22 protein-coding genes, 1 tRNA gene and 2 pseudogenes are annotated in these 20029 nt (G+C 37.2%); 13 read left to right on the forward strand and 12 right to left on the reverse strand.

What is annotated here, in order from left to right; all coding sequences use genetic code 11:
- Nucleotides 1-44: 44 nt before the first annotated feature.
- Together galE and E4N78_RS08200 are read right to left on the reverse strand one after the other, a co-directional pair.
- Nucleotides 45-1073 (reverse strand): UDP-glucose 4-epimerase GalE, encoded by a 1029-nt coding sequence (gene galE / locus E4N78_RS08195; RefSeq protein ID WP_255810072.1) that lies wholly within the window; start codon nucleotides 1071-1073, stop codon nucleotides 45-47.
- A gap of 86 nt (nucleotides 1074-1159) precedes the next feature.
- Nucleotides 1160-1546, reverse strand: a complete 387-nt coding sequence (locus E4N78_RS08200; RefSeq protein ID WP_255810073.1) for a desulfoferrodoxin family protein — start codon at nucleotides 1544-1546, stop codon at nucleotides 1160-1162.
- A 124-nt stretch (nucleotides 1547-1670) separates the two neighbouring features.
- On the opposite strand from E4N78_RS08200, the gene E4N78_RS08205 reads away from it, so the two are divergent.
- A tRNA-Val gene (locus E4N78_RS08205) sits at nucleotides 1671-1744 on the forward strand.
- Nucleotides 1745-1863: 119 nt separating this feature from the next.
- Nucleotides 1864-2184: pseudogene (locus E4N78_RS08210) on the forward strand (pseudouridine synthase); the annotation flags it as partial.
- Here E4N78_RS08210 and E4N78_RS08215 read toward each other — a convergent pair.
- From E4N78_RS08215 to E4N78_RS08225, 3 genes are all read right to left on the reverse strand, one after another.
- Nucleotides 2173-4008, reverse strand: coding sequence for a methyl-accepting chemotaxis protein (locus tag E4N78_RS08215; RefSeq protein ID WP_255810075.1), 1836 nt, complete (start codon nucleotides 4006-4008; stop codon nucleotides 2173-2175). The pseudogene E4N78_RS08210 and the gene E4N78_RS08215 overlap by 12 nt on opposite strands.
- Before the next feature lie 227 nt (nucleotides 4009-4235).
- The gene (locus E4N78_RS08220; RefSeq protein WP_255810076.1) at nucleotides 4236-6554 is read right to left on the reverse strand and encodes a heavy metal translocating P-type ATPase; all 2319 of its coding nucleotides are present in this window, start codon (nucleotides 6552-6554) and stop codon (nucleotides 4236-4238) included.
- A complete protein-coding gene (locus E4N78_RS08225; protein WP_002668756.1) occupies nucleotides 6555-6908 on the reverse strand; it encodes an ArsR/SmtB family transcription factor in 354 nt (117 codons plus the stop codon).
- Nucleotides 6909-7052: 144 nt separating this feature from the next.
- Between E4N78_RS08225 and E4N78_RS08230 the strand changes: the two genes are divergently transcribed.
- The 6 genes from E4N78_RS08230 to E4N78_RS08255 all read left to right on the forward strand — a co-directional run bounded on the left by E4N78_RS08230 (nucleotide 7053) and on the right by E4N78_RS08255 (nucleotide 10342).
- On the forward strand, nucleotides 7053-7670 hold the full coding sequence (locus E4N78_RS08230) for a V-type ATP synthase subunit E (RefSeq protein WP_255810078.1): 618 nt from the start codon (nucleotides 7053-7055) through the stop codon (nucleotides 7668-7670).
- A 3-nt stretch (nucleotides 7671-7673) separates the two neighbouring features.
- Nucleotides 7674-8225 carry a hypothetical protein gene (locus E4N78_RS08235; RefSeq protein ID WP_255810079.1) on the forward strand — a complete coding sequence of 184 codons (552 nt, stop codon included), beginning with the start codon at nucleotides 7674-7676 and terminating at the stop codon, nucleotides 8223-8225.
- Between the two features lie 74 nt (nucleotides 8226-8299).
- Nucleotides 8300-8944 carry a YoaK family protein gene (locus tag E4N78_RS08240; protein WP_255810081.1) on the forward strand — a complete coding sequence of 215 codons (645 nt, stop codon included), beginning with the start codon at nucleotides 8300-8302 and terminating at the stop codon, nucleotides 8942-8944.
- 57 nt (nucleotides 8945-9001) lie between these two features.
- The gene (locus E4N78_RS08245) at nucleotides 9002-9184 is read left to right on the forward strand and encodes a type II toxin-antitoxin system HicA family toxin (protein ID WP_255810082.1); all 183 of its coding nucleotides are present in this window, start codon (nucleotides 9002-9004) and stop codon (nucleotides 9182-9184) included.
- A gap of 10 nt (nucleotides 9185-9194) precedes the next feature.
- Entirely contained in the window at nucleotides 9195-9584 is a 390-nt protein-coding gene (locus tag E4N78_RS08250) for a type II toxin-antitoxin system HicB family antitoxin (RefSeq protein WP_255810083.1), read from the forward strand.
- Between the two features lie 8 nt (nucleotides 9585-9592).
- Nucleotides 9593-10342: an elongation factor Tu gene (locus tag E4N78_RS08255; RefSeq protein ID WP_370645033.1), complete on the forward strand. Its 750-nt coding sequence runs from the start codon at nucleotides 9593-9595 to the stop codon at nucleotides 10340-10342.
- Nucleotides 10343-10360: 18 nt separating this feature from the next.
- Here the strand turns inward: E4N78_RS08255 and E4N78_RS08260 are convergent, their stop codons facing one another.
- A complete protein-coding gene (locus E4N78_RS08260; protein WP_255810085.1) occupies nucleotides 10361-10789 on the reverse strand; it encodes a hypothetical protein in 429 nt (142 codons plus the stop codon).
- Nucleotides 10790-10813: 24 nt separating this feature from the next.
- A complete protein-coding gene (coaD, locus tag E4N78_RS08265) occupies nucleotides 10814-11296 on the reverse strand; it encodes a pantetheine-phosphate adenylyltransferase (RefSeq protein WP_255810086.1) in 483 nt (160 codons plus the stop codon).
- Nucleotides 11297-11913: 617 nt separating this feature from the next.
- Between coaD and E4N78_RS08270 the strand changes: the two are divergent.
- A pseudogene (locus tag E4N78_RS08270) lies at nucleotides 11914-12615 on the forward strand (DNA alkylation repair protein).
- Nucleotides 12616-12629: 14 nt separating this feature from the next.
- Here E4N78_RS08270 and E4N78_RS08275 read toward each other — a convergent pair.
- Nucleotides 12630-13556: a ribonuclease Z gene (locus E4N78_RS08275; protein ID WP_002674953.1), complete on the reverse strand. Its 927-nt coding sequence runs from the start codon at nucleotides 13554-13556 to the stop codon at nucleotides 12630-12632.
- Nucleotides 13557-13632: 76 nt separating this feature from the next.
- On the opposite strand from E4N78_RS08275, the gene E4N78_RS08280 reads away from it, so the two are divergent.
- The gene (locus E4N78_RS08280) at nucleotides 13633-14094 is read left to right on the forward strand and encodes a GNAT family N-acetyltransferase (RefSeq protein WP_255810087.1); all 462 of its coding nucleotides are present in this window, start codon (nucleotides 13633-13635) and stop codon (nucleotides 14092-14094) included.
- A 31-nt stretch (nucleotides 14095-14125) separates the two neighbouring features.
- Here the strand turns inward: E4N78_RS08280 and E4N78_RS08285 are convergent, their stop codons facing one another.
- From E4N78_RS08285 to E4N78_RS08300, 4 genes are all read right to left on the reverse strand, one after another.
- Nucleotides 14126-14770: an L-2-amino-thiazoline-4-carboxylic acid hydrolase gene (locus E4N78_RS08285; protein WP_255810088.1), complete on the reverse strand. Its 645-nt coding sequence runs from the start codon at nucleotides 14768-14770 to the stop codon at nucleotides 14126-14128.
- Between the two features lie 192 nt (nucleotides 14771-14962).
- The gene (locus E4N78_RS08290; protein ID WP_255812337.1) at nucleotides 14963-15379 is read right to left on the reverse strand and encodes an EamA family transporter; all 417 of its coding nucleotides are present in this window, start codon (nucleotides 15377-15379) and stop codon (nucleotides 14963-14965) included.
- Nucleotides 15380-15606: 227 nt separating this feature from the next.
- Entirely contained in the window at nucleotides 15607-15999 is a 393-nt protein-coding gene (locus E4N78_RS08295; protein WP_255810089.1) for a type II toxin-antitoxin system HicB family antitoxin, read from the reverse strand.
- A gap of 218 nt (nucleotides 16000-16217) precedes the next feature.
- Complete coding sequence (locus E4N78_RS08300) at nucleotides 16218-16496, reverse strand: HicB family protein (RefSeq protein WP_255810090.1); 279 nt, start codon at nucleotides 16494-16496, stop codon at nucleotides 16218-16220.
- A gap of 518 nt (nucleotides 16497-17014) precedes the next feature.
- Here E4N78_RS08300 and E4N78_RS08305 point away from each other — a divergent pair.
- The 3 genes from E4N78_RS08305 to E4N78_RS08315 all read left to right on the forward strand — a co-directional run bounded on the left by E4N78_RS08305 (nucleotide 17015) and on the right by E4N78_RS08315 (nucleotide 19966).
- Entirely contained in the window at nucleotides 17015-17584 is a 570-nt protein-coding gene (locus tag E4N78_RS08305) for a hypothetical protein (protein WP_255810092.1), read from the forward strand.
- Nucleotides 17585-17816: 232 nt separating this feature from the next.
- Nucleotides 17817-18011: a hypothetical protein gene (locus E4N78_RS08310; protein WP_255810093.1), complete on the forward strand. Its 195-nt coding sequence runs from the start codon at nucleotides 17817-17819 to the stop codon at nucleotides 18009-18011.
- 371 nt (nucleotides 18012-18382) lie between these two features.
- The gene (locus tag E4N78_RS08315) at nucleotides 18383-19966 is read left to right on the forward strand and encodes a leucine-rich repeat domain-containing protein (RefSeq protein WP_255810094.1); all 1584 of its coding nucleotides are present in this window, start codon (nucleotides 18383-18385) and stop codon (nucleotides 19964-19966) included.
- The last annotated feature ends 63 nt before the right edge of the window (nucleotides 19967-20029 follow it).

The raw sequence follows: 20029 nt of genomic DNA on the forward strand, positions 1-20029 counted from the left end.
TTCCACAAGAGGCCAGAGCCTTAAGTTAGATAAAAGGATAATATTTACGCATTTTTATTAAAGCCATCGGGGTGTTTTTTATACCAAGCCCAGCCGTCTTTGCACATTTCTTCAAGGTTGTATTTTGCCTTCCAGTCAAGCTCTTTGTTGGCCTTGTCGGGGTTTGCACAAGAACGCGGAACATCTCCTGCACGGCGTGCAGCCGGTTTTACGGGAAGATCGATACCGGAGGCTTTTTTAAAGGCGTTTACTATATCTAAAACCGAATAACCGATTCCTGTTCCGAGGTTATATACATCAAAGCCCTTAAAACCTGAGGCTATTTTTTCCAGGGCGGCAGTATGTCCCGATGCAAGATCCAAAATGTGGATATAGTCGCGGATACAGGTACCATCAGGGGTGTCATAGTCGTTTCCGAAGACGTTTAGATGAGGCAGTTTTCCTAAGGCTACTTGAGCGATATATGGAAAAAGGTTATTGGGAATACCCGAAGGCAGTTCTCCTATATCGGCACTTTTATGGGCTCCTATGGGATTAAAATAACGCAAGGCGATTATGCTTAAATCCTTATCCGAAAAGGCCGTATCCCTTAAAATTTCTTCGGACATAAGCTTGGTTCTTCCGTAAGGATTTGCAGCAGAAATAGGAGAATTTTCAGGTATGGGGACAACCTTTGCATCGCCGTAGACTGTAGCCGAAGAACTGAATATAAAGTTTTTTACCTTGTGCTCCTGCATAGCAAGCAAAAGATTGACAAGCCCGGAAATATTGTTTTCATAGTATTTTAAAGGCTTTTCTACGGACTCCCCTACGGCCTTATATGCGGCAAGGTGAATTACTGCATCAATAGAGGCACTTTTAAAAAAGTTAAAAAGCTTTTCCTTGTCCTTTATATCTATCTGTACAAGCTCCAATTTTTTAGAGCATATTTTTTCCAATACGGGAATTATTTTAGGTGAAGAATTAGAAAAATTATCCAAAATAATGGGCTCATAGCCTTTTTCGCATAAATCTGCAACGATGTGGGAACCTATAAATCCGGCTCCTCCTGTAACCAATACTCTTTTAATCAAAATTAACCCCTAAAAATTAAACTTACACACTCAAACACAAATAAGGCCTTCTAAAACTTTTAGAAGGCCGATAAAAAATTTAAACCTTATTTGCCTGACCAAACGCCATGAAGATTACAGAATTCGTAAGCCTCAATAACCTTGTCATCTGAAGTTAAGGAGAATTCAACTTCGGGAGCACCTGTAACGGGTAACTCCTTAAATTGGACACCTTTTTCCGTCTTAAGGCATACCCAAGCTATATGATGTTCTTCAGTCATAGGATGGGCAACGGAGCCTACTTTTACCTTTACGGTGTTTCCGTTTACTTCGATTACAGGCACATGCTTTTCTTTTGCAGCATCAACACTTCCGATTTTAACGGCTGAAAGTTTTTCACCGCAGCATGAAACCTCAGCATCCGGACAGCAGTCAATCCCGATAATAGTTCCTTTTTTCTCTTTACATAAAAAAAAGCTTATTTCTTTGTTCATTAGTTATACTCCTAAAATTTATGAATTTACAGAACAAAATCTGCAACTTATATAATATAACAAAAAAAGGGCTTGACGTAAAGCCAAAAATAAGATATTATCTGACTATATTTGAAGAATTTAAGGGCAATTAGCTCAGTTGGTTAGAGTACAAGCATGACACGCTTGGGGTCACTGGTTCGATTCCAGTATTGCCCAGTTTTGTAAGTCTATATCTAGTATAGAGTTATAGATTTTCAATCCCCTTGAAAACTTCACTTTCTTTTCTCTTTTTGATGGACTGTCGCATAAAATGTCGTATAATTTTTATAATTTGATTAAATCTTGTGCTTTTTAACCTTATAACCGGAAGGAAGCACCAAATAAGAATACAATGCTCGCAGTTCGGCACTCCCCTTTTAAACGATAAAAAATACGGCTCAAAACAAAAAAAAGTATTTTCTGAAGATTTGTCAAAAAAAGCTGCATATTTTTTACACGCCTATAAGTTAAGATTTTCGGAACCGTTTTTAGATGACTTACCAAAGGAGATTACCGCCCCCCTTCCTGAAAATTTTAAGAGGGCGGTCAAAAGTTTATTTAAGAGTACCTCTAAAAACCTTGTTGGATTTTTAGATTTGACAAACTTAAAAACTTAGCTGAGACAGGTACTTCGTAATCTTAGCAACAGCATCCTTGTTTGTTTCGCTTATTTCACTTACCTGAGTTATAATTTCATTTATTTGTCCTGTATCGTTTCCTATACCGCTCATTCCTTGTTCTATCATTCCCGAAATTTCAACTAACTTTGTGATTTCCTTGCTTACCTCGGTATTGCCCCTAAGAATTTCCAAAGAACCGTTTTTTACCTTATAAGTTATATCGCTTATTTCCTTTATAGCATCCAAGACCTGAGTACTTCCCGAATTTTGCTCTGTCATAGCACTCATTATAGAAGCCGTACCGTTATTTACAATTGAAAGAATTTTCATTATTTCGGCAAATTGAACCTCAGTCGTTTCAGCAGCAGAATTTAATTCCTCTATTTTGGTTTTAAGATTATTTAATACGCTTGTAATTGTTTTACCTTGAAGACTGGATTCCTCAGCAAGTTTGCGGATTTCGTCAGCAACTACGGCAAAGCCCTTCCCGGACTCTCCCGCATGAGCAGCCTCAATAGCCGCATTCATTGCAAGAAGGTTTGTTTGACTTGCAATATGCTGAATAACATTAGAAGCCTCCAAAAGGCCGTCTGAATCATCGGTAATATTTTTTGCTATAGAGTGTGCTGTAGAAACGGCTTGATTGCCTGATTCGGCAGAAGCGTTTAGTTTTTCGATGGAGTCGACATTTTCTTTTACGGTTTTTGTTACGGACTGAATATTGGAAACCATTTCTTCTATCGTTGAAACGGATTCCGTAACGGCTGCAGACTGACTTTCAATATTCTTTCCTAATTTTTCTATACCTGAGGCCATTTGATTTAAGGTTCCCTGCATCTTTACAACACCTGAAGATTGATCTTGGATATGATTTCTGGCTGAAGAAATATTATCGGTTATTTTTCTGACAGCCTCTGATGTTTTATCCATGTTTGAAGAAAGAAATTCGGCCGTGTCTCCGGAAAGACCTACACTTTCATTAAGATCCTTTATAAAGGTTTTGTTAAAACTCAAAAGCTTACCGATATCCACCAGCAAAAGAGCTATCTCATCCCTGTTCCAGCTTGCAACAGGGTCACTCTTATAATTTCCATCAGCCAAATCTTTTATTATTCTTTGAATCAAAAAGATTCGAACTTCGATAGATTTTACTATAATTCTCAAACTTAAAACAGATAGCACCAATCCGTAAATAAACAAGGGCAAAACGGAATTTATAAGTCTTTTATAAATATTTTGGTTTTCAAAACGGACAATAGGAGCAAGTACAAGGAGGATAACTGCTATAATACAGGCAATACTTGCAATAGTAACTTTTTTCATCATCGAAAAAGATAAAAATTTTTCTTCGACAGGAACAAAGGAAACCCATCTTTCAAAAGCTCTAATGGTGCTTGAAGAAAATATAGTACCCAGTAAAAATATATTTCCTATAGTACTAAAAAGAGAAGATAGAAACACACCTGTTTTACCAATAATTCCCACTTCTAAAGAAATAAGGGGGACACCGGCAGTAAACAAACATGGCATCGCCAACAAAACGGCTTCATATCTTAGTATGTTTTTCTTTGCTTTTTCGGGATTTTCTTTCCAGTTTATAATTGCAGGAAAAAAAAGTTTCTGTTTTATGATAGGACTTAAAACAGCAATTAGAATACTTATTATAAAAGTTTTTGAACTTATAACAGCCTTCAAATTAGAAGAACTTCCGACAAAAATAGAGGTAAAAAAATTGCCAAAAATCCAACCAAAATTGGTAAATAGATCAAAAACCAAAATCTTTTTTGGCGGAGGGGGAACAATTACATTAACTTTTTCCATAAAACTTTCTCCTTTATTTGTTATATCAATTTTAAATCTTTTCTCTAAATTCTTCAAGCTTAAAAATTTGATTTATTATAAATAGAATACATGAGCGATTGGATTATTTACACTGAAACGGAAATGATAACACCAGATGTATATTTTTTATAGTAAGACAAACCGGCCCTGAGCCAAGTTAAAAGCTGAGCCGGTTTATCTTAATTTTGTAATTTATCAATATTGACCTATCTTTTTGCTCTTAAAGAATTAAAGACGGCCAATAAGGCAACTCCGACATCTGCAAAAACAGCAGCCCAAAGGTTTGCAAGACCGAGAGCTCCCAAGGTTAAAAAACCGATTTTTATACCGAAGGCCAAGGCTATATTTTGCCAAACTATTTTTCGGGTAAATCTTGCATGTTTTACGGCCGCAGCAACAAGACGGGGATTATCGTTCATAAGAACAACATCAGCCGCTTCAATGGCAGCATCGCTTCCTATGCCCCCCATAGCTATACCTGCATCCGAGCGAGCCAATACGGGAGCATCGTTTATACCGTCTCCTACAAAGATAACAGAAGCCTTCTTATTCTTTGCTTTTACTTCATCGGAAATTTCCTCGAACCTTGAAACCTTTTCATGGGGTAAAAGCATTGAGGTGTAATTTTTTATGCCCAAATCTTCTGCAATCTTTTTGGCCGATTTTTCATTATCGCCGGTAAGTATTTCTACCCTCGAAAGCCCCAATTTATTTAAATCGGATATAGCTTCCCTAGCTTCATTTTTAAGCGTATCGGTTAAAATCAAGCAGCCGATGTACTCACCGTCATAAGCGGCATAAACTTGAGTTCCGCCTATCTCATCTCCATATAAAGGAATTTCCTTTCCTATGCTTTCGCTTATAAAGGAATTTTTTCCGGCTAAAAGATTCTTTCCTTTGTAATTTACCGAGATACCTTTTCCAGCCTTTTCGTAATAGTCTGTAAGCTCGGCATTTGGAAAAGTCTTTGTTACCTCTTCGGACAAATTAACTAGGGCACAATCTTGAATAGCTTTAGCTATAGGATGATGAGAATTAAATTCGGCAAGGGCGGCCAATTTTAAAAACTCATATTTTTCTACATTTTCCGCAGGCATTAAGGTCATAACCTTTAGAACTCCCTTGGTAAGAGTTCCCGTTTTGTCGAAGACGACGGCATCGGCCTTTGAAAGAGCGTCTATGTAATCGGCACCTTTAATCAGTATACCCCGTTTTGCAGCTCCTCCTATTCCGCCGAAATAACCCAGCGGAACCGAAATAACAAAGGCACAAGGACAGGAAATTACCAAAAATACAAGGCCGCGTGAAATCCACGGAGCAAAACTTTCCCAGCCGTTAATAGGCGTTGAAAAAATAAGCGCACTTAAAAGAGGCGGTAAAACCGAAAGAAGAACCGCTCCTATCGTAACTATCGGAGTGTAAACCTTTGCAAAGGAGGTAATAAACCGTTCTACCCTAGCCTTCCTGTTTTGTGCAGACTCAATCAGCTCAAGCATCTTTGAGGCAGCGGTATTTTCTAAGGAAGCTGTTGTCTTTACCGTTATAATCCCCGTTAAGTTTACAAAACCTGCAAGTACGGGGCTGCCTTTTTCTGCAGTACGCGGAAGGCTTTCACCCGTCATAGATGAGGTATCAAGTTCGGCACTTCCTTCATAAATTACGCCGTCCAAGGGGATTTTTTCACCTGCTTTTACAAGAACCAAGGAACCGATTTTTACGCTTGCAGGATCTACAAGTTTTTCTTTAGAATCGGAATCATAAAGGCGGGCAAAGTCCGGGCGGAGGTCCATAAGATCTATGATTGAGCGCCTCGATTTTTCGACGGCCGAGTGCTGTACCACCTCGCCTAAATTGTAAAAGAGCATAACCGCTGCACCCTCGGTCCAGTCGCCTAAAATAAAGGCTCCGATTGTTGCAACAGACATCAAAAAATTTTCATCAAAAACTTGACCCTTTAAAATATTTTTTACCGAAGTCAACAAGACCTTGTAGCCCGCTGTCAGCCAAGCTATGACAAATAAAACCGTCGAAAAAGCTGCATAAAAATTCTTAATTTGTATTCCGGCTTCCGCAAAAAAAATACGGGCAAAAATACCTCCGGCAAAAAACAAGGCCGAAATACCGAATTGCACTACCATCTCTTTTGATGAGCCGTGATGATGTTCGCACCCGCAGCCTGAATGATCGTGTCCGTGGTGGTCATGGTGGTCGTGCCCACAAGAGCAATGTTCATCGTGCTTATGCTCGTGATGGCTATGCCCATGGTGATCATGTTCATGGTGGTCGTGGTGTTCATGCCCACAAGAGCAGTGCTCATGGTGGTCATGTTCGTGATGTCCGTGTCCATGATGATCATGTTCATGATGGTCATGTCCACAGGAACAATGTTCATCGTGCTTATGCTCATGGTGGTCATGTTTGTGATGATCATGTTCATGATGTTCATCATGGCTGTGATCATGGTGGTCATGATGTTCTTCATGACTGTGCTCATGCTTGTGTTCGTTTTCTTTTTTTAAATCCATTTACCTGCCCTCCCTAATGTGCTCCAAACCTACGGAATATAGGATTCCGACATGGTTGTCATCTATTGTATAATAAACCTGTTTTCCGTTTCGGCGGCTTTTTACTATTTTAGCCTGCCTTAAAATTCTAAGCTGGTGAGAAACGGCCGAAGCCGACATTTCCAAAACTTCCGCAAGATCGGCTACACAGAGCTCCCCTGAAATAAGAGCGGAAACAATCTTAATCCTCGTAGAATCGCCGAAGTTTTTAAAAAAATCTCCCAAGTCGCTCATTGTCTGTTCATCGGGCATCTTAGCCCTAGCATGAGCCACAGTTTCTTCATTCGAAACACCTATTTCATCATCTTCTATCATATTCTATCACCTATTCATATGAACAAATGCTCATATATTCAAATATAATTATAATAAATTTAAAAAAATTGTCAAGTCCTATCTTGCTAAGAATTAAATTTTCTGTTACAATGTTGAAAGCATAACTTTGTTAAGGAGACATATATGGAAGTTCAATTACAAGAGCTTGTTGATAAGATAAAAAAAGACGGAGTTGCCGCTGCCGATGAAAAAGCAGCTGAAATTATCAGAGCAGCAGAGGAAAAAGCAAAAAATATTATCGAAAAGGCCGAAGCTGAAGCACAAGAAAGCATAAAAAAAGCTGAAGCTGAAGCTCTTAGATTCCAAAAAGCTGCCGAATCTTCTATAGACCAAGCCGGCAGAAATACACTAATTTCATTCAGACAAGGTCTTTTAAATGAACTTAATGCCATTATAAAGGCTGAAACAGCCAAAAATTACGATTCAGCAGTTCTAAAAAATCTGATTCCCGAAGCAGTCAAGGGCTGGGTAAAAACCGGCAATACCGAGAATTTATCCGTAATTCTTGCGGACAAGGACCTTAAAGAGCTTGAATCCTCTTTAAGCGCAGCCTTAAAAGATCATATTGCTAAGGGCATGGAACTTAAAGCCGACAGCAAGATAGCAGGCGGATTTAGAATCGGTACTAAAGACGGAGCGGCTTATTATGACTTCTCGGCAGAAGCCGTTGCAGATTTATTTTCGTCATATCTAAGCCCCAAAACAGCCGAAATTTTAAAGAATGCGGCAAAGGAGCTTTAAAAGGTGGCCTCCTACTATTATTTGACGGCTCAACTGCCTTCAATTTTTCCTAATCTACAGCCTCCTATGAGCTTTAAAGCCTTTAAAGAACTGGCTTTGCGTTCTCTTTCAAAAAAAGATGCTCAAATTTTGGAAAATCTATCCCTTGAGCCTCCAAGAGAAGAAAAAAGCACAGGCTCCGCCTATTTGGATAAGTGGTATGAGTTTGAGCGTTCTCTTAGAATAGCCCTTGAGCAGGTACGCTCGGCAAAGCTGAAATGGGAAGCTCCTATTTCCTATGACGAAAGAGTTTTGCTTTCTTCGGCTTTTACACCGGTACAAATTGCAAGAACAGCCGCTTCAATTCAAAATCCTCTTGAGGCCGAAACTTTTTTGGATAATGCAAGGTTTCAGGCTGCCGATACGGTAAGAGGGGCCGAAAATTTCTCTTCCGATGGAATTTTTGCCTACGCTGTTAAGCTCCTTTTGAGGGAGAGAGCCTCCAGATTCGAAATGGAAAAAGGAAAAGAAGAATATTCTTCGATATATAACTCTATCCTCGATGAAGAAAAATAAGCCGCTTATTTATAAGCTGATTATAAATCCGATACTTAAAACAAGCTGCCGGATTTTAGGCCGATAGGTTGATTATGACCGACACCTTAAAAGACCTGAGATTTAAAATCTGGATAGCCTTTTTAACTTTCTTGTCAGGTTTTATAAATGTAGGAGCAATCCGCAGCTTTTCTTTGCCTGTAAGCCACCATACGGGGAATGTAAGTCATCTTGCCCTTTCAATTGCAAACAAAAATATAACGGAAGTTTTTATGGTTGCTTCGGCGATTCTTGCTTTTTTTGCGGGAGCTTTTTTTTCAGGTCTTTTATTCCACCAAAGAAAATTCGGATTAAAGAAAAGATACGGCATTTTGCTGATGGGGCTGGCTATGATATTTTTAAGTTTGGCATTGCTTAAAACACCCCAAATCCTCAAAATATCTGCCCTAAGCTTCGCAGCAGGAGTTCAAAACGCCATGTTTATCTTCTATGGAGACATCCTTGTAAGAACCACCCACATAACAGGCTACCTTACAGATGCAGCCTTTGCCCTAGCTATGTGCCTTAGGGGCAAAAAAGACAAATTCCGATTTTTTTTGTTTTACAGCCTCAACATTCTTTTTTTCTTAGCCGGAGGAATTACAGCAGGCCTTATCAAAACCGATTCATTTTTTATAAGTTCTGCCTGTCTTTATCTTATCGCGGGCCTTTATTATTTTATGATGAGGAAAAAACAGTAAGATTGAAAATAAATTTCAACCATTGACATACGCATTTTTTATACATATAATTTACATATGACGGCAAAGGAAGTGTTAAAGCTCTTAAAACAAAACGGATGGTATATTTGTGAAACTAAAGGTTCACATTATCAATTAAAACACTTGAAAATAAGAGGAAAAATAACTATTCCCTTTCATAGCGGCGATTTGAAGGCAGGAACATTGAATAGTATTTTAAAACAAGCAGGATTAAAATAAGAGGTATAAAATGAGAAATAAAACATATTTGGCTGTTTTTGAACCGGTAGGCGATGGAGCATATAGTGTGTATTTTCCGCATGTTTTAGGTTGTGTAAGCTATGGAAAAGACTTTATTGATGCACAAAAAATGGCAAAAGAAGCTTTAGAACTTCATATATATGGAATGGAAAAAGACGGAGAAAAACTGCCTGTTGAGGAGTTTTCAGGCATACAGACAAACGATGGAGATATAGTTTGTGCTATTACTATTTACCCTGACCTTGTAAAAAATGAAATAGAAAGCAGGCGTGTTAAGACAAACTGTACTATCCCCTATGGTTTAAAGCTAAAAGCAGAACAACAAGGCATAAATTTTTCTCAAGTCTTGGAAACATCATTAAAAGAATTGGTATTATGATAAAACATATGGAATATGCATATTCAATTAGAAGCATCAATAAACTTAAAGAATATAATTTATTTTTAGAAACTCATAAAAGTAAAATAGCGGCTTATATTGATTTTATTCAAAATTCCTACAGTGTAAAAGATCTGCCTGAATATATAGTTTTTGCAGATTTTGATATGGCAACAAGGGTACACAGCAGCATAAGTATTCCGGCATATACCAATGAAATTAGAATGGTTATCACACCTGAACTTAATATTTGGAAATCCATATATTTAAAACAACTCGAAGTCTACGAACTCAAGGCTGTGGAAAATATTCAAAGTTACTATTCAAATGACATAAATGAAAATAGTATTTTGCAAATAATAGGACATGAATTAATGCATCAAAGCGAACTCTTTCTTGACGATTTCGAAGATGAAAAAAAATTGACAGAAGGCATTTGGTTTGAAGAAGGGATGGTCGAATATATAAGCAAAAAATTTTTTCTTACAACCGAAGAATTTGAAAAAGAAAAACAAATTAATACTAGTCTGGTCAAACTTTTTGAAGAAAAATACGGCATTTCATCTATAGAAAGTTTCGGACAAGAAACCTATGATGAGAATTATACTTCAATTTTTTATAATTACTGGCGCAGTTTTTTGGCAATCGATATCTTGGTTCAAAAATTCCATACAGTATTCAAGGTTTTTGAACACTACCATAATTGGAACAAGGCAGGACGGACCATGCCCTTATCAAAATGGTTTCAAATAGAATAATCATAAATTGAAACCGTCTTAAATTATCTTAAATCCGTTTGATTTTCCGGTATTATAAGAAGTCCAAAACCACCCTTTTGAGCAAAAAGACTTGTGTATTTTTATTCCCTTTATAATAAATATAAGCATAAAAATTAGAAAAAACAGGCCTCCGGCTATCGAGATATATGAGCGGAAGGATTTAAGGAAGAACCAAAGACTATCAATAACCAAGCTTATAGGTGCAAAGATACTAAAAAATTTTAACCACAAGCCGGAAAGCAGGGTAAAAGAGTCTTCCCAGACCTCTTTTGAGCTCCATTGATATTTTTGGGCATTAATACGGCATCCGGGTAAGACAGCTCTATCGTATTTATCTATTAAATAACGGGTGTATAAATACCCTAAAAAAGATGAAATAGACCACACCAAAAGGAAAATAGGAACTAAAATTTCTATAATAAACATCTATACCCCCTTACGCAAAGGGTTTTATATTTCCACCAGTTTTTCCTTTAAGGCCTTTTCGACTATAGGAGGAACCATGCCGGAAAGATTGCCCTTGAAGGCTGCCAATTCTTTTATGGAGCTTGAACGCAATACAAAGTACTTTGTGTCGGGAACCATAAATACGGTTTCTATCTTTTGATTTAAGCCCTTATTCATAACGGCAAGATCGAATTCATAGGAAAAATCGGAAACATTCCGTACACCGCGGATTAAAACATTGGCACCGATTTTTTCGGCATAGTTTACTATCAGCGAATTCCAAGTATTTACAAAAACATTATCCCATTTTTGGGTCAGTTCTTCCATCATATGTTTACGCTCTTCACCCGAAAACAAATAGTTTTTGTTGTTATTTACGGCGATTACTACATGCACCTCGGTGAATATCTTTTGAGCTCTCTCAATTACGTTTAAATGCCCGAAGGTGGGCGGATCAAAGGATCCTGCAAAAACAGCTTTTACCATTGGCCTACTCTAACATATTATAGGGCCTTTAATCAAGCAGACCGGAAAAAAGATACAGGGCAACCGCACCATAAATAAATAAATAAATAAATAAATAAATAAATAAAAAATAATGAATAAGAATAAATAACCCGATATTACTGGTTGGGTGGTATATATAAGGAAATAAAAGCAGCCTTATCACAAATAAGCGACTTTAGAAGAGAACACGGAAAAAAACACGCATTGGTAGACATTCTGCTTTTGTGTGTCATAGGATTTATATTCGGTCATACGGATAAGCGCCAGTCTTTTGGGCAGAATATGAAATCGGCAGATTGAAAAAGTTTATTGAGCTGAAAAACGGTATTCCAAGTGCAGACACTATTTTACGGGTACTTGCTCATATCAAAATACGGCTATTTTGAGAAAAATAACTATGAATTTAATCAAACTAGCTCCGGAACCGGTACGTCAACGGCCGACAAAGAAAAAAGCCTCAATGAAACAAAAACTAGGTCTTTGTATGATTAGCGATGAGTTCTTATTCTCTGTTCTTCAACTTTTGTGATGCGGTTGCCCTGTCTCCCGCATCCTTCTCCTCGACAAAAATAAAAAAAAGCGGTATAATACTTTTAATGAAAACCAAACAAACCATAATCCAAACTAAACTTTTTTCATTTGAAGATAAAGAGTACAGAGACTTTAATAAAAAGCTGATTCCCAATATTGACGAAAATACGATGATAGGAATCAGAACTCCCGTCCTGCGTAAATTTGCAAAAGAGTTTTTTAAGACCGAGCCGGAACAAGTTTCGGATTTTATGAAGGACGTACCTCACAAGTATTTTGAAGAAAACAACCTGCACGGATTCTTTATCGAAAACATAAAAGATTTTAATGAGGCGCTAAAAGAGACCGAAAAGTTTTTGCCCTACATTGACAACTGGGCAACCTGCGACAGCTTTTCTCCTAAGATATTCAAAAAGCACCATGAAGAAATTTACAAAAAAATTTTGATATGGATAAAATCGAAGCATACCTATACCATTAGGTATGCCATCGGACTTTTACTATCAAATTATCTCGATGAGCATTTTAAACCTGAAATGTTGGAGCTTGTTTCAAAACTCAGATCCGATGAGTACTATGTAAATATGATGATAGCTTGGTATTTTAGCTTTGCCCTCATCAAGCAATATAAAACAGCCCTCCCCTACATCAAAAATTAAAAACTTGATACCTTCACCCACAACAAGGCTATCCAAAAAGCCATCGAAAGCTACCGCATTCCGAATGAAGTAAAAGAGCTTTTAAGAGCGATGAAGGTAAAGGGATAAGGCTGCCAAAAATTTTAGTCTTCATATTCCAATTGAATATTCATTCTGTCTTTTGAAAGGATCGTTTCGGGGAAAACTTCTCTGGCATGGTCCAAAAGAACTTTAAGCTCGTTATCGGTGTACCTCGGACTGTAATGAATTAGGGCCATCTTTTTGACCTCGGCATCCTTAGCGATTTGAGCCGCCTGCGTACAGGTCATGTGTTTTTTTTCGGCAGCATCTTTTTCCATACCTTTTTCAAACATCCCCTCGCATACAAAAAAGTCGGAATGTTTTACTTCTTGAGCAATGGATGGTAAATATTTTGTATCGGTTACAAAGCTGAATTTTCTGCCCTTTCTTTTAGGCCCCATAACATCTTGGGGGCGGATAGTTTTTCCGTCAGCAGAGACTACTTCATTTCCGCCTTGGAGCTTTGACCAAAGTGGCCCGCATGGAACATTTAAGGCTCTTGCAGCTTCGGGATTAAATTCCCCCGGCCTCTCAAACTCTTCAAAGGTGTATCCCATACAGGGCTTTGTATGATCCAGCCAAAAAGAACGTACCTGAAATTCCTCGGTAGAATAAACGACTCCCGGTTCCTTTATTTCTTTTACGATAATTTCATAATTGATATACATATCTAAAACTTTCCGGCTGGTTTCCACATATTCGGCAACCTTTGGAGGACCTATTATGTAAAGAGGTTCCTCCCTGTCAACTTGGGATGAAAGCATCAGAAGTCCCGGAAGACCCGTTATATGGTCGGCATGGGTATGGCTTATAAAAATAGCATTGATTCTTTTCCAGCGCAAGTTTAGGCGGCGCAGGGCAACCTGAGTACCCTCTCCGCAATCAAACAAAAACAAATCGCCCTCACGGCGAAGCAAAACCGATGTTAAATGTCTATATGGAAGCGGCATCATTCCGCCGCAGCCTAAAATAAAAGCTTCAAGATTCATTGGAAGCCGATTATAAGCGATTTTTTACAAAAAAGCAAGACATTGAAAAAACTTCCGGACTTATGTAAAATGTGGCATGACGTTTGATTTGGAATATAAAAAATTAACGATTGAAGATATTAACAGTATAGCGCAAATTTATATTAACTACTATAATAACATTGAAAACGGCTGCTGGACAAAAGAGAAGGCCTGTAAAAGAATCTCTCAACTTATTACTATTAGCGATTCAATGTGTCTGGGTATGTATAAAGAAGGATTATTGATAGGTTTTACTTTAGGATATTATAAACAATTCGATGATTTATTGGCATATTTTTTAGATGAAATAGTAATAGATACAAAACATCAAAATAAGGGATACGGCACATCACTAATAAAAGCCATGGAAGATATTGTTAAAATAAATGGTGTCACACTTATAGAACTGTCAAGTGTTAATGATAAAGCACATATACATTTTTATAAAAAATCAGGATTTTATATTGCCGATAATTTTATTCCAATGGGAAAATTTTTAAAGGAAACAAACATCTAAAAGCCTCAATTTTTCGATGTTTGTCTTAGATTTACTCGCCTTTGTTTTTAATCCAATAGTCGCAGTCTTCGTATCCGTCGGCAACGGTGTGTTCTCTGTAAAGAGTGCCTCCGAAATGTTCCATAACCGCCTTATCCGTTTCGCAAAAATACGGCATCAATTCACCGTATCCGTTCTTTTTTGCAAAATCGGCAATGGGGCATCCTACCAGATGAATGCTGATTCCTTCTTTGTGATGCAGCGGGTTTATTTTCATTCCCCATGTATTGTTCCATGAGCCGTCTTCTTTGTGCTTGTTCAGCTTGCGTGCTCTCAGACCGAAAAGTCCGTGAAAGAGTTTTTGCACCAGCCTATTGTTAAGGTTGAACCGCGAAAGCTGACCGCCTTTTTTATTGCCGATCATCATACCGTAACACATAGCCGTAATTTCATCGGGCAGCATACTGCGGTTCATACATTCATAATACGCAAAGGCCGAAATGGCTCCGTAAAAGTTTTTAGACATCGGATTGTCTTTGCCGCCGATACTCGGTGCATCATTTGCAAACTTTTCGTAGGTTTCAATAACCTCCCGATACTTTTTTTCGGCCTCATCAGGTTGAAATTTCTTATTCAGTTCATTCCTGATCCAATCCGCAGACATTTGCGGAATTTCAAAAATCTTTTCAGCTGTCATTTTCATTCCCCCATAAAAACTTTTTGCAAGGATTATCAGAGCTTTGCAGCTCTGTTCTGTAAGGAAATTTTTCATCGTATCCGCTAAAGCGGATAACGAATCAGAGCTTTGCAGCTCTGTTCTGTAAGGAAATTTTTCATCATATCCGCTAAAGCGGATAACGAATCAGAGCTTTGCAGCTCTGTTCTGCCCTTACAAAACCATACAAAGTGTACCTGCCGTAATAAGCAGCGAACCCAATATCGATTTTGCATTGAGATTCTCATGCAGAAAAATCACTGCCAAAATTAATGTAATTACTACACTTAATTTATCGATAGGAACAACTTTTGATGCTTCACCTATTTGCAAGGCCTTGTAATAACACAACCAAGACGCTCCTGTTGCGAGGCCCGAAAGAGTCAGAAATATCCAGCTTTTTTTGCTGATATCGATAATTCCGTGTTGTGTATTTGTAAGAAAAACCATCCCCCATGCTATTGCTAATACAACAACTGTTCTCAATGCTGTCGCCAGATTTGAATTTAACCCTTCAATTCCAACTTTTGCCAAAATAGAAGTAAGTGCCGCAAAAACAGCGGATAAAAACGCAAAAACCGCCCACATAATTTTACCGCCTCCTTATAAAATAATAAAATATCAAGGCTGCGCTGTCAAGCCGATATGGCATAATTTTTTATATAGCCGTATTGAATATTTTGTTAGGCTTTCTCATGAAGATGTATTTTCTACTATTCGCTCTAAAATATGATTTGATTGATTTATAGATATAAAAAACACATTCAAAATCTTTGCGTTCTTTGCGCCCCTTGCGGTTAAATAAAATCATTCTTTTGCTACAACCCAATCTGCAATTTTGCTTTAAGGGCATTTTGTAATTCTTGCGAAAAATTAAGATTGGCATTTTCGGCCTTGTAATTTAACCATACCGGAATGGTAACCGTCTTTTTCACCGATCTTTCTGAAAATTGCCTGCGCCATTTATCTGTATCGGCTATAACATAGTTTACAAATCCGTCTTTTATTTTTACGTCCGATATATTACTGGCTTTTGGTATTGCTTGATTGTTATCTTCATAATGGGCAAGCATCATAGCTATGGCATCCTCTGCCATTTCTATAGCTTCAGTTACTGTGTCTCCGAATGTAAAACAGCCGGAAATATCGGGAACTCTTACCCCTATTTTTCCGTCATCATTTTCAAAAATAACAGGATATGTATATTTCATTTTTACCTGCAAGAGTATTATAGCACGTATTAACACGTGTTGTCAATTGTTTTTTGTAGAGTTTATCTTGTTGGCTAAATTGCAAAAAATATGTAATTATCGTTAACTATTTTAAAGTCTCCAATTTACTCAAATGGGAAAGTTCTTAAAATTATACATAGCTATTAAAATTCGTTGCGCTCTTTGCGCCCCTTGCGGTTAAATAAAATCATTCTTTGCTACAACCCAACCTGTAATTTTGCTTTAAGGGCATTTTGCAATTCTTGCGAAAAATTAAGATTGGCATTTTCGGCAGCTTCTGCAAGCCATGCGGGAAGAGATACATTTTTTCGCACAGCCCTAGAATATGTCATAGCTCGATATTTTTTTGTATCAGCTTTGATAATAGAAAGTGTATCATTTTGAGTATGTATAATTTTCTGTTGAGGCGTCGCATTAGGAATATCAAAGCCTTCATCTTCTGCAACACAAAGCCAAGCCGACATTGCATCTTCCATTTGCTTTATTGCATCCTGTTCTATGCCGGTTTAAAAAATACCCTGCTTTTTCTAACGCTTTTATTGCTTACATTCGTTCATTCATAGTAATATTATACGCATTTATACACATTCCGTCAAGATTATTTTTCTCTCCCAAAATCCCAAATTCAAGCATTGACAAATCATCGTTTATACACTAGTATACCCTTATGATAAAACTAATTTTAATCGGCTTACAATTTAGTTTTTCTCAAAACTCAAATTTAGTACTGAAAGATACAGAGAAAAACGTTAGCCTAAGTTTACCCCCCCCCTATTTTCTATATTAGCTCTAATATCTCTAATCGATAGATTTTATTTTTATTCTCATATAAAAAATTCTTTTTACATCCTAAAACTTAAAGAACAAAGGGTTAAGCCGTATTTAATTTTTCAAAATTTCATACTTTTTTTTAGAAAATTTACAAAGTTATTTCCCTATATTATAACACACATTCAAAATAGCCGCTTAAAAGTGGAAAAAAAGGAGCAAATTTATGCATAAAATTCCAAATCCATCAAAAGAAGAATGTTCAAAGTATTTGAAAAAAGAACTTGACGAACATTACATTGTAGAAGGAAAAACCGTTGAGAAAGTTTTTAAGCTATACCCTAAAAATACTGTGATTGAAGAAGTGCTGATAAAAGCTTCGCTTTTGAACGATTTCTATTCAACCAACATCTTTAGAACGTATCCTGTTGCAAAGCATATTGTCGATTTAAACATCGATGAGAGGCTTAAAAAAGGCGATATATCGCTTGTCGATGACATTGCCCGCAACAAACTGAACGGAAAAGAAAAATACTTTTACTCCTTTGCTACAAAATACTGTGCAATACATCAGCCTGATATCTTCCCGATCTATGACAGCTTTGTCGATAAGATGCTGCGTTATTTTCGGAAGCAGACGCATTTTGCAAAGTTTCAAAATGCTGATCTAAGGGACTATAAAAAATACTATGAAGTTTATACAGAATTTATAAAAAACTTTGCTCTAAATGATTTTAAGTTAAGAGAAATTGATCTTTATCTTTGGAAACTTGGAAAAGAACGAGCTCAAAAATAGCCGCATTTTGATTTTGCAATTTACTGTATTCACCGTTTTTATAAATACAAAAACGGTGAAGATAAACCATATAAATTGAAAGGAGGTGAAACTATGAAAAAACTGAAGTTATTTCACAGAACAGCCTAAGTTGTGAAAAAAGAAGGAGACAGGCGGTACTCCTGTGTAAAAACCGCCATAAAAAATTTTTTGATATGTCGAAGTAGCACAATGCTTCGAAAGGAGATGACAAATGATAGCTTATGCAAATATAAAAGATGGTTGGCTTGAGGTCTATGATGAGAATGGAAATCGGCTTTGGGATAAACAGGTTGACGATGATGATCAAGTTGTAGGGAGCACTGCGACAACTGTAAGTCTTAAAAGAGACAATTATATATATGTGTATGATGAAAACGGAAATGAAGTCTCGTCTAGACAGATTTAATTAAAAAAATGTGAGCCGCAAAAATGCGGCTCACATTTTCTAAGATAGCAAATGATGCGAATATTTCGTGTTATGAATTTGATAAAGTTCTTTGGCTTATTGGAAGCGGAAGATTTTATAAAAATCCGAACTTTTACGACGAATATCAAAAACCTGTCCGTGTTATTCGTGCGGAGGGTTTAATACCCGCCGTTTCTCGGCACCGCTCTGCGTCGGGGTTATTTATTGTTTCTTGGATGGTATTCAAAAAAAATGTGTTAAAATTGCATTTAATTTGAATTATTTTCACGTATACAAACTATATTATAACTATAAAAAACAATATCTATTTTAACAAATCATTTATATCAACCTATACTAAGGAGAATACTATGAAACAGACACAATTACCGCTTACCGATGAAGAAAAAGCAAATGTAAATCTTCTCGAAATAATTGACGGAAGAATCACAGGAGTAAGCAATCCCGATAAACTGGTAGGGAGCCTTGTACTGCCCAACTGTATTACAGAAATTGGAGTTTATGCTTTTAAAAATTGTATTTTTTTAACAAGTATTGTAATACCCGATAGTGTTACTAAGATCGGCTTTGGTGCTTTTCAAAATTGCAGTTCTTTGAACCGTGTTGTGATACCGAAGAGTGTTACCCTGATCCGTTCAAAGGCTTTTGCAGGCTGTACTTGCTTAACGGATATTACGGTCGATAGTGAAAATCCTGTCTATTGTAGTGAGAATAATATCATTTACACAAAAGATAAGAAAAAACTGGTAGCTGCGGCAGCCGGTTTGGAGCATATCATTATACCTGACGGCGTTAGTGAAATTGGTATGTGTGCTTTTCAAAATTGCAGTTCTTTAACAAGTATTACAATACCCTCCAGTGTTATTAAGATTGATATATGGGCATTTTCCGGCTGCACCGGTTTAAAAGAGCTTACAGTTGATAATAAAAATCCTGTCTATTGCAGTGAGGACAACAGTATTTATACAAAAAACAAGAAAAAACTAATTGCTGCGGCAAAGGGTTTAACTAGTGTCGCTATCCCTGACGGTGTTACTGAGATTGGAGAACATGCATTTTCCGGCTGTTCCGGTTTAACCGGTATTGTTATACCTGAAAGTGTTACCGTAATTGGGGCGTGTGCATTTTCAGACTGCACATGCTTAACCGGTGTTACGATACCCGATAGTATTACCGAGATTGGGACCGCTGCGTTTTCCGGCTGCACCGCTTTAACCGATATTACGATACCTGCCGGCGTTACTATAATTGGAGAGGATGCATTTTCGGAGTGCACATGCTTAACAGAGCTTACGGTTGATAGTGAAAATCCAGTCTATTGTAGTGAAAATAATATCATTTACACAAAAGATAAGAAAAAACTATTAGCTGCAGCAGTCAGTCTAAAAGGTCGAATTGTTATCCCTGACGGTGTTACCGAGATTTGTGAAAGGGCATTTTCCGATTGTTCCGGCTTAATCTCCCTTGTTATTCCCGCTAGTGTTATTGAAATTGGACTAAGGGCTTTTGCAGGTTGCAAATGTTTAACAGAGCTTATTGTGAATAGTAAAAATTCTGTCTATTGCAGTGAGAATAATATTGTTTACACAAAAGATACTAAATATTTGATAGCTGCTGCAGGCGGTTTGGAGCATATTATTATCCCTGACGGTGTTACCGAGATTGGGGCGTGGGCTTTTTCAGGCTGTGCTTCTTTAACAAATGTTACGATACCTGCCAGTGTTATTGAGATTGGTTGCTGGGCATTTAAGGACTGTACTTCTTTGAAAAACATCGTCATATACGGTAGTGTTGCTGAATATAATATATCAACATTTTACTGTATTAATCCCGATGCACACTTTACAGTCAAAAATGAAACGGAAAAAAAATTACTCATAAACAGTGACAATAGTATACGGGATGAACAAATTACGGTTGACCCTGAATTATAACTCGAATATTATACGCACGCCCTTTCTTTGTTGCAGGCTTGCGTAAAAAGTCAATCGGAAAAG

This window comes from Treponema denticola, from assembly GCF_024400535.1.
GTDB classification, from domain to species: Bacteria; Spirochaetota; Spirochaetia; order Treponematales; family Treponemataceae; genus Treponema_B; species Treponema_B denticola_C.